The sequence below is a fragment of the Paracraurococcus ruber genome (genome assembly GCF_004353985.1).
GTDB classification, from domain to species: domain Bacteria; phylum Pseudomonadota; class Alphaproteobacteria; order Acetobacterales; family Acetobacteraceae; genus Paracraurococcus; species Paracraurococcus ruber.
In genome coordinates, this window is record NZ_SMOA01000299.1 from 1 (window position 1) to 6,175 (window position 6,175).

General features: G+C 66.4%; 5 protein-coding genes. 1 reads left to right on the top strand and 4 read right to left on the bottom strand.

Going from position 1 to position 6,175, the window contains the following annotated elements; translation table 11 throughout:
- Positions 1 to 417 precede the first annotated feature (417 nt).
- The 4 genes from E2C05_RS27440 to tnpB all read right to left on the bottom strand — a co-directional run bounded on the left by E2C05_RS27440 (position 418) and on the right by tnpB (position 4,289).
- Entirely contained in the window at positions 418 to 1,557 is a 1,140-nt protein-coding gene (locus tag E2C05_RS27440; RefSeq protein WP_133222833.1) for an MBL fold metallo-hydrolase, read from the bottom strand.
- Positions 1,558 to 1,722: 165 nt separating this feature from the next.
- Entirely contained in the window at positions 1,723 to 2,394 is a 672-nt protein-coding gene (locus E2C05_RS27445; protein WP_158292402.1) for a Bug family tripartite tricarboxylate transporter substrate binding protein, read from the bottom strand.
- A gap of 29 nt (positions 2,395 to 2,423) precedes the next feature.
- Entirely contained in the window at positions 2,424 to 4,025 is a 1,602-nt protein-coding gene (tnpC, locus tag E2C05_RS27450) for an IS66 family transposase (RefSeq protein ID WP_133222835.1), read from the bottom strand.
- A gap of 45 nt (positions 4,026 to 4,070) precedes the next feature.
- Positions 4,071 to 4,289 carry an IS66 family insertion sequence element accessory protein TnpB gene (gene tnpB, locus E2C05_RS27455; protein ID WP_133222836.1) on the bottom strand — a complete coding sequence of 73 codons (219 nt, stop codon included), beginning with the start codon at positions 4,287 to 4,289 and terminating at the stop codon, positions 4,071 to 4,073.
- Between the two features lie 460 nt (positions 4,290 to 4,749).
- Between tnpB and E2C05_RS27460 the strand changes: the two genes are divergently transcribed.
- Positions 4,750 to 6,175, top strand: a 1,426-nt coding sequence (locus E2C05_RS27460; protein WP_133222837.1) for a recombinase family protein, incomplete at its 3' end; no start/stop codon positions are given.

Consider the following 6,175-nt stretch of genomic DNA (forward strand, 5'->3'; position numbering starts at 1 on the left):
TGAACCAGCATTTTTGGCCGAGCGGGTGGCGGTGCTGCTGGAGGGTCGAGAGGCAGAGGACTGGCGTCGGGCCGGCATCGGCGTGGGGAAGAACTCTGATCGTCGCTAAACTCTTGTATCACGTGCAGGGTGAGTGGCGCGTCGCCACGGCGAAGGACAATCGGCATAGAGCGCCGGTCATGATTTTCACAGGTAGTGATAGAACGCAGTGCGGGTTTGATCTCTTGAAGCAAGCGATCGAATAACTCGTGTGACTGCTGTACCAGAGCAAGTAGCAAGTAAGGCCGTATTATCAGAGGTGAAAAGCGCTTGCCCGATTTCACGCCATGTCCGCCAGGTGCTGCCGCCGGCCACGCTCGCCAGCTATGCAGCGGACTGGACGCGTGCGTCAGCGGGGAAGCCAAGCCTTTTGGCTTTTCAGGTCCCGAAGGTAAAGCGGCTTCCGGTGGTGCATAACACCAGCGCCTGCGGCATTTCGCGCTTTGCCGCTTCGAGAAAATTCGATCCGCTGCAATGCATGGGGAAGATGTGCTGGATATCGAGCGTCTTCAGCTCTGTCACTACCTTGTTCAGGTAGTCTTCCGACGCTACCGCCAAATGGAAGCCGCCGACCAGGGCGTAGACCGTGTCCACGCCGCTCACCTGCTTCGCCCGGCGTACCGTGTTGATGATTCCGGCATGGCCGCAGGAGGTGATGACCACCAAGCCGCGGTCTTTTACGTGGAAGCAGGTGCCGTGCTCGTGCAGGTGCTGGTCCGGCACCGGCTGGCCGGCCAGCTCCGCCGGGGTAAAGTGATGGCTGGCGTACTTTGCCACATCGCAGCCGGCCCCGTCGCGCTGGCCAAATTCTACGAAGCTACCGGGCAGCACGCGCTCAAGGCTGGTCCGCGGCACGATGCCGGTGGTGAATCCCATGCCCTCGATCACCAGTGGCTCCTCTGACAGGACCGGCCGTACCCGGTGCGCCTCCAGCATGCGACGATCCAGCATCCCGAAGCTGGCGAAGGCGCCGTTGGGCGCACGCGAATGGCGGTAGCAGAAGGCGTCCTCACCACCGACGTACAGCCGCAGGTCGTCGCGCATTGCGGCACGGTGCTTCGCAAGGAAGCCCTCCATGCCACCGATGTGGTCGTAATGACCATGGCTGCTGATGAGGACATCGATCGCCGAGACGTCCACCTGCAGTAGGTCAAGGTTGTTGTTCAGCACGTCCGGCGTCCAGCCAAAATCCAGCAGGTAGCGCCGAATCTCGCCGCCCTTGTGTGCAGTGAGATGGAGGGACAGACCCCATTCGCTCCGCAGTGATCGGTTCAGCTGCGCGCCGTAAAAGCCGCGGGTGCGCTCCACCTTGATCCCGGGTACCTGGGCGCCGGAGATGAAGATGTCATGCGCACCGTCGGTCACCACCTGGACGGACAGGCTGTCCACCACAGGGACCTCAATGCGTGGCGCTGGCGCGGCTTGGCCCTGGGCTCGGACCAAACGCGTGCAGGCGAGCATTGGAGCAGCAAGGGCGGAGGCGCCGAGCAAACGGCGACGGCCGAAGGTCTGATGCATTGCAGTTCCCTCCCGTACCGACTATGGCACCGCGCCGGCAACGACCCGGATCACGGCTATGTGCCCTGAGTGTCCTCTCATTCCGTGCCGAGCCAGTTGTTGACCGCAAGGTCGCTCAACAGGAGACTTACCTCGTTCGTCAGCGACGAGTGTCAGGGCGATGCCCTAGCCCAGCGTGATCCCAGCCTCGCGCACGACACGCGCCCATTTCTCGCGGTCACGGGTCAGCAATGCGCCGAATGCGGCAGCACCGGCTGGCTGCGATACCACGCCTTGCGCAGCAAACCTCGCCGGCAGGTCGGTGTCCGCCATGACCGCCATCACCGCCGTCTCCAGCATCGCCACCACGTAACTGGGTATGCCCGCCGGTGCGGCGATGCCGATGAAGCCGGACGCCTCGAGCCCCTCAAGCCCAGGCGTCTCCGCGATGGTCGGCAGGTTCGGGTGGGTGGGCAGACGTTCGGCGTGGAGCGTTGCGAGCGCGCGCAGCCGTCCGGCTTCGATGCTGGCGCCGAAGCTCACCAGCGTGTCGATGCCGATCTGTAGACGTCCACCGAGCAGTTCACGGTTGATTTCCGCGCCGCCTCGGAAAGGAATGTGCGTGATATCGAGCCCACCGCTGCGCAGCTTCATCAGCTCAAGGGCGAGATGTTGCAGCGAAGCGATGCCGGGCGTACCGGCGTTCAACTGCCCGGGCCGCGAGCGTGCCAGAGCTACAAGCTCCGCCACCGAGCTCACCGGCAAGTCGGACGGGACGACGACGACATAGGGAACGGTGGCGACCTGCGCCACCGGTAGCAGGTCGCGCGCCGGGTCAAAGGGAAGGTTGCGCTGCACCGCGACGTTGAAGGTGAGGTTCGTATGCGTCAGCCGATCCCCGCGGACGCTGCGTTGGACTTGAAGTTCCAGGGCAGGAGTTCGTCGAGGCGGTCGATGGTGTGGCCGCGGGCGAGGCGATCGATGACGGCAGTGATGTAGGCTTCCGGGTCGAGCCCGTTCAGCTTGGCGGTTTCGGCGACGGTGTAGATGATCGCAGCGCGCCTGCCGCCCTCGTCGGAGCCCAGGAACAGGAAGTTCTTTCGTGTCAGGGCAATGCCCCTCAGCAGCCGCTCGGAGAGGTTATTGTCGATCGAGAGCCTGCCGTCCTCGAGGTAACGCGCGAGGGCATCCCAGCGGTTGAGGGCATACTGCATGGCCTTGCCGAGGATTGACTTGCCGGACAGGCGGCGCCGTTGCTCCAGCATCCAGTCGTGCAGGTCGACGAGCAGCGGCTTGCTGCGGGCCTGCCGCACTGCGTGGCGCGCTTCGGCAGACATGCCGTTGATCTCGGCTTCGATGGCGTAGAGGACGGCGATGCGTCGCAATGCCTCCTCGGCGATCGGCGACTTCGTCGCCTCGAACACCTCGAACAGTTTGCGCCGGACATGCGCCATGCAGGCGACATGGGTGATCTGCGGCGGGCGATTGCCGCGCGGCTGGGTCAGGGCGTCGTAGCCCGCGTAGCCATCGGCATGCAGCCATCCCTCGAACCCTTCGAGGTGCCCGCGTGGTCGCTCGCCCTTGCGGTCGGGCGAATACTGGTAGAACGCCGCGGGCGCACCGGCGCCCTTCCAGGGCCTGGGATCGAAGGCATAGACCCAGAACCGGCCCTCGCGTGTTCGGCCGCGGCCAGGCGCCAGCACGGCGATCGGCGTGTCGTCGGTCCAGATGATGCCGTGGGACAGCGCATAGGCGCCGATCGCCTCGGCCAGACGGCTCAGCCACCAGGCACCGCGGCCGACCCAGTCGGCGAGCGTCTGGCGCTCGATTTCCACCCCCTCGCGCGCGAGGATCGCGGAGAGGCGGTAGAGCGGCAGGCCGTCGAGGTATTTCGACACCAGGACATGCGCGACGAGGCCGGGTCCCGGCCGCCCCTTCTCGACCGGCAGGCCCGGCGCGGGCGCCTGCAGCACGGCCTCGCAGGCCCGGCAGGCATAGCGCGGCCGGACATGGCGGATGACCTTCAGCCTGGCCGGGATCTTCTCCAGGACTTCGGTGACATCCTCGCCGAGCTTCGTCAGACGCTTCGGATCGGTGCAGCCGCAGCGGCACGCGAACAGCGGCTCGTGCAGGATGGTTTCGCGCGGCAGGTGCTCCGGCAGTGGCCGGCGCACTGCGGGGCGGCGCGGCGTGCCGGGCTGGCCCTTTGCTTTGGTTTTGGCTGCCGCCGCGGCGGCAGCCTGCGCCTGGTCCTCCTCGAGATCGCCGATCAGCATCTCGAGCTGGCCGATTTCGGTGGCGAGCTTCTCGGAGGACTTGCCGTAGCGATCCCGCCGCAGGGCGGCGAGCTGGACCTTCAGCTTCTCGATCTCGAAGCCTGCATTGCGCAGTTCGGCATCGCGCTCGGCCAACAGCGCGTCGCGCTCTGCGAGCTGTGCCCGCAACGCGGCGATCTCGGCATCAGGCGTGTCGAACGACGCGGCATCCACGCCACGATTCTACGCGACGTGATCACCGCGGCAATTCCCGATCGGCTACACCGTCGCTGCCGGGCGTGCCGTCCAGGCGGGCATGCGCCAGTCGATGCCCTCGACCAGCATCGAGAGCTGCGCCGCCGTCAGCGTCACCACGCCACTCTGCGCCTGCGGCCACACGAACCGGCCTTTCTCCAGGCGCTTCGCCACCAGGATCAGGCCCTGACCGTCCCAGACCAGAATCTTCAGCAGGTCGCCACAACGACCTCCATTCGGCATATCGAAATGCAGCGGTGCGGATCGAGTATCCGTGGCATCCGCTGCATGGGCGTCAGCTGCCCATCGTTCAGCGGTTCACGAAGGATGGGCTCGATCTGTACTGGCTGGAGGAGCAGCCGGGGCGGAGCCGCGTCCTGCCGACCTGGATGTGCGATGCGGCGGCCTGCATCGGGATGGCCGAACTCGGCCCGCCCCACGTGGCGGTCGAAGCCCTGGGGAGCCTGGCTGCGCTCCTCAAGGTGACGGCGGACGGACAGCGCAGCCTCGCATCGTCGCGGCCCCTTCCCGTGGAGGAGGCCATCGATGCCGAGTCGCCCGCCGCCAAGAACTCAGTTGTTGCTCGATCTCGATCCAAAGCTGCGGCCCCCGCCCGTGCCGGTTCCGGCAGAGGCGGTGCCGGCCCTGGCCGACTTTCTGCTGGCAGCCCTGGGTCGGCCCCTGGGGACGCAAGGAGGCGGCGATGAGCAGCAAGGTTACCGCTGACCACCTCGCTCGCAGTGCCGTCGTCTACGTCCGCCAATCGACCATGGCGCAGGTGTTGGGCAACACGGAGAGCAAGCGCAGGCAGTATGCGTTGGCTGACCAGGCGCGTGTCGTCGGCTTTGCCTCTGTCAACATCATCGATGAAGATCTCGGCCGCTCGGGATCGGGTGCGGCTGAGCGCCCGGGGTTCCAGCGGCTCGTGACGGCGGTCTGCGCAGGGGAGGTCGGCGCGGTGTTCTGCATCGAGGCCTCGCGCCTCGCCCGCAACGGGCGGGATTGGCACCACCTGGTAGATCTCTGTGCCCTTGCCGCGACGCTGATGATCGACCCTGACGGGGTTTACGATCCTCGTCTCGTCAACGATCGGCTCCTCCTGGGGCTGAAAGGCACGATGAGCGAGTATGAGCTCAGCCTGCTGCGGCAGCGTGGCATTGAGGCACGCGACGGTAAGGCCCGACGCGGTGCGCTGCAGTTCACCCTGCCACCGGGCTACTGCTGGAGCGAGGATGGGCGCATCGAGCTCGACCCGGACGAGCGGGTCGCCGGCGCCATCCGGATGGTGTTTGCTAAGTACCGGGAGCTCGGCAGCGCGCGGCAGTTGTTCCTCTGGGCCCGCAGTGCTGGCATCACGCTCCCTGTGGTGCAGCGCAACGTCGCGGTCTGCCGGATCACTTGGCGGGCGCCGGCGTACCACACGGTCGTGCAGATCCTGCACAATCCGATCTACGCCGGCGCCTATGCCTTCGCGCGGCGCGGCAACCGCATCCGCGTCGAAAACGGTCGTGCCCGCAAGACCAGCGGCCACGATCGCCCGATGGCGGAATGGGGCGCCCTGATCCGCGATAACCATGAAGGCTACATCAGCTGGGCTGAGTTCGAGGAGAACCAGCGCATGTTCGGCGAGAACGCCCACATGCAGAAGCGTGCCTCACGCAAGGCCGCTCGCGGCGGGCGGGCGCTGCTGACCGGTCTCGTTCGTTGTGGCCGTTGCGGTCGGATGATGCGGGTATTCTACGGGGTTCAATCCGGCCACGCGCATCGCTACCAGTGCCGTGGCGATGATGCACATGTCGGGGCTGGCCTCTGCATCGGGATCGGTGGTGTCCGGGTCGACCAGGCGGTCACGGCTCTCATGCTCGAAGCGGTGTCAGGACATGCCGTCGAGGCCGCGTTGCTAGCGGCGGAGAAGGCATCGGCCACGGACGATGTGCTGGCCAAGGCGCTCGAGCGCGACATGGAGGCGGCGCGCTACGAAGCCTCGCTCGCCGCCCGCAGGTACGAGCTCGTGGATCCGGCCAAGCGGCATGTCGCGCGGGAGTTGGAGGCGCGGTGGAATACGGCGCTGGAGAAGGTGAGCGCGCTCGAACGGCGGATCGCCGCCGCACGTGCCGCGGCAGCATCAC